Origin of the sequence: Pseudoalteromonas phenolica, from assembly GCF_005876835.1 — a bacterium.
GTDB lineage: Bacteria > Pseudomonadota > Gammaproteobacteria > Enterobacterales > Alteromonadaceae > Pseudoalteromonas > Pseudoalteromonas phenolica_B.
This window is the reverse complement of sequence record NZ_PPSW01000089.1, coordinates 1-229: the sequence shown is the minus strand read 5'-3', so window position 1 is coordinate 229 and position 229 is coordinate 1. Positions and strand designations below refer to the sequence as shown.

The window sequence follows — 229 nt, the reverse complement described above, 5'->3', positions numbered from 1 at the left end:
CGGATAGTCGGCACCATATTCTCGCTAAGAAGTAAAACTAAGCCTAAATTCATGAAGAATTTGCCCAGATAGCTCAGTCGGTAGAGCAGAGGATTGAAAATCCTCGTGTCGGTGGTTCGATTCCGCCTCTGGGCACCACTTATTTTCGGTGTTGCCGACTTAGCTCAGTTGGTAGAGCAACTGACTTGTAATCAGTAGGTCATCCGTTCGACTCGGATAGTCGGCACCA

At 48.0% G+C, this 229-nt stretch carries 2 tRNA genes; both read left to right on the top strand.

Going from position 1 to position 229, the window contains the following annotated elements:
- Nucleotides 1-62: 62 nt before the first annotated feature.
- Nucleotides 63-138: transfer RNA gene (locus tag C1E24_RS20835), tRNA-Phe, on the top strand.
- A gap of 15 nt (nt 139-153) precedes the next feature.
- A tRNA-Thr gene (locus C1E24_RS20830) sits at nt 154-229 on the top strand.